The organism is Longimicrobium sp., assembly GCF_036387355.1.
Taxonomy (GTDB): Bacteria; Gemmatimonadota; Gemmatimonadetes; order Longimicrobiales; family Longimicrobiaceae; genus Longimicrobium.
In genome coordinates this window covers 1-2907 of record NZ_DASVTX010000371.1, presented here as the reverse complement: position 1 = coordinate 2907, position 2907 = coordinate 1, and the positions used below count along the sequence as shown (strand labels likewise).

Genomic DNA, 2907 nt, shown 5'->3' with positions numbered 1-2907 from the left:
GCCGCCATCGCCGACGCGCTCGCCGCCCTGGGCGCTTGCGTCGCGGTCCTGGGCCGCGACGGGGACGAACTCCGCGCCCGCGCCGCCGCCCTGGCGAATGTGCACGGCGTCCGCGCGCACGCCGCCGTGTGCGATGTGACGGACGAGCCCGCGGTCGCGCACGCCTTTGCGGAGGTGCGCGAGGCGCTGGGGGACGTGCAGATCCTGGTGAACAACGCCGGCCAGTCCGCGGGGGGGGCGTTCACGCAGACGAGCCGCGAGGTGTGGGACCGCATGCTCGCGGTGAACCTGACGGGGACGTTCCTGTGCACCCAGCAGGTGATCCCCGCGATGCAGGCGGCGGGGTGGGGGCGCGTGATCAACATCGCCAGCACCGCCGGGCAGCGGGGATACAGCCACACGGCCGCGTACTGCGCGGCCAAGCACGGCGTAGTCGGCCTGACGCGCGCGCTGGCGATGGAAACGGCCAGGCAGGGCATCACCGTCAACGCGGTCTGCCCCGGCTACACGGATACCGACATGGCGCGCTCGGCCATCGACAACCTGGTCCGCGCCGGCCGCTCGGAGCAGGATGCCCTGCGCGCCATCACCCGGGTGATGCCCGTCGGCCGGATGATCCGCCCGGAGGAGGTGGCGAGCGCCGTCGCCTGGCTCTGCGCCCCCGGCGCCGCCGCGGTCACCGGGCAGTGCATCGGCGTTGCGGGTGGCGAGGTGATGTAAGCCGCGTAGCGACGTTGACCGCCCGCGCTACCACGGGTATAATTCATCCTCATTGCGAGGAGGGATTGTGAGTGCATTCGAGAGGCGTGATTCCGAGACGAGCGGACTCACCCCGCGAGAGGCGGCGTTCGTGACCGACCTACCGGAAAAAACGATTCAACAGGCGATCGACCGGGAGGAGGTCGTCCCGCTCAGAAACCGGACTGGCGACAGGGACCGGGTCCTGGGCTACCGCGATCTCGTGTACCTTCGGCTGCGCAACGGAGCCGGGCGCCTCCTTTCGCCGGAAGGCAAGCGCAGGCTACGGGCAGAACTCGAGCAGATCGGCGGCGAGGCATGTGACAGTGAGATCCTGAACCTGGGCCCGCTGAACCTGGATGTCGGCCCGGTATCGCGCGAGGTGCAGGCACGTCTCGAGGCGATGGAGCGTGCCCGCCAGTGGGTGATCATCGATCCGGCCGTGCGCGCGGGGGAACCGGTGGTGCGGGGAACGCGCGTGTCCGTTCACGTCGTGGCGGAACTACAGGAGCAGGGAGCCAGCCGGCAGGAATTGCTGGAGGACTATCCGTCGCTCACCCCCGAGTCGCTGGAAGCCGCGCTTCTGTACGCCCGGATGTATCCGCGCCGCGGCCGCCCCAGGCGCGCACCGTGGAAAGACGGCGAGATCGCGGCACCCACCCCACCCGTGAAGGAGGACGCGTAGACCTGCAACCGGCGAAAGGGTGGCACCGTGGTCACGTTTCTCATCGACGAGAACCTTTCGCCTGCACTGACCAGCACGGCAAACGCGCTGGGCTTCGCGGCTTTTCACGTGGCCCACAGGGGCTGGGCGTCCGCAAGCGACGATCAGGTTCTGCGGCGCATGCTGGACGAGAGCCTCACGCTGGTCACCAACAACTGGTTGGATTTCAAGCCGATGCTGGCCCGTGAGGGCCTGCATCCGGGGGTGGTCGTTATTCTGCCCAACGTCCGGCGCCAACGGCAGGCGGAACTGTTTGCGCTTGCCCTGCTGTTGATTCGGGATTCAGACCCGCCACTGGACATGATCAACACCGTGCTCGAGGTCACGGCTGAGGGGGTGGTTACCCGGTACGCACTTTCAAACGACTGATCGCCTGCCCTCTTCTGCGACCCGGCCCGTCAGGAGCCCGCGCGAGCGTCGCCGCTCCGGGCGTTGCCTCACTCACGCACCCAGCACTCACGCACTGTTCCGTGACCACACGCCTTCTTGCCGCCGACTTTCGCCCGGCCACCTTTGGATGGCGGGTGGACGGCCCCGTCGCCACGCTCACGCTCAGCCGCCCCGAGCGCAAGAACCCGCTCACCTTTGAATCGTACGCGGAGATGCGCGACACCTTTCGCGCGCTCAGCTTCGCCACGGACGTCAAGGTGATCGTGCTCACCGGCGCCGGGGAGAATTTCTGCTCCGGTGGCGACGTGCACGAGATCATCGGGCCGCTGGTGCAGATGAAGGAGCAGGGGCGCATGGGCGAACTGCTGGATTTCACCCGCATGACCGGCGACCTGGTGAAGGCCATCCGCGGCTGCCCGCAGCCCGTCATCGCCGCCATCGACGGCGTGTGCGTGGGCGCCGGCGCCATCCTGGCCATGGCCAGCGACCTGCGCCTGGGCACCGCGCGCAGCAAGGTCGCCTTTCTGTTCACCCGCGTGGGCCTTTCCGGCGCCGACATGGGCGCCTGCGCCATCCTGCCGCGCATCATAGGGCAGGGGCGCGCGAGCGAACTGCTCTACACCGGCCGCGCCATGGACGGCGCAGAGGCGGAGCGCTGGGGCTTCTACAACCGCATCGCCGCGCCGGAAACGCTGCTGGACGAGGCCCACGAACTCGCCCGATCCCTTGCCGCCGGGCCCACCTTCGCGCACGGGATCACGAAGCGCTGCCTGCACCAGGAGTGGTCGATGGGGGTGGACGAGGCGATCGAGGCCGAGGCGCAGGCGCAGGCCATCTGCATGCAGACGGAAGATTTCGCCCGCGCGTTCCGGGCGTTCGCGGCCAAGGAGAAGCCGGTTTTCGAGGGCAACTGAGGAGGTGCTTCCGGGGGCGCCGAACGGCCGAAAAAAGTGCTTGACACGCCCCTGGCGGGAACCGGGTCTTTTCGTGCAGAGCCGTCCAGAAAAGCGAGTAAACACGCGGTAATTTTCTGCTCGGACTGTGCGCCCGGTGGC

The 2907-nt window shown here is 68.6% G+C and carries 4 protein-coding genes; all 4 read left to right on the top strand.

What is annotated here, in order from left to right:
* Window positions 1-720, top strand: a 720-nt coding sequence (locus VF665_RS16130) for an SDR family oxidoreductase (protein ID WP_331054469.1), incomplete at its 5' end; no start/stop codon positions are given.
* Between the two features lie 130 nt (window positions 721-850).
* Window positions 851-1423 carry a DUF433 domain-containing protein gene (locus VF665_RS16125; protein WP_331054468.1) on the top strand — a complete coding sequence of 191 codons (573 nt, stop codon included), beginning with the start codon at window positions 851-853 and terminating at the stop codon, window positions 1421-1423.
* A gap of 27 nt (window positions 1424-1450) precedes the next feature.
* Window positions 1451-1831, top strand: coding sequence for a DUF5615 family PIN-like protein (locus VF665_RS16120; RefSeq protein ID WP_331054467.1), 381 nt, complete (start codon window positions 1451-1453; stop codon window positions 1829-1831).
* Window positions 1832-1932: 101 nt separating this feature from the next.
* Complete coding sequence (locus tag VF665_RS16115) at window positions 1933-2766, top strand: enoyl-CoA hydratase family protein (protein WP_331054466.1); 834 nt, start codon at window positions 1933-1935, stop codon at window positions 2764-2766.
* Window positions 2767-2907 lie beyond the last annotated feature (141 nt).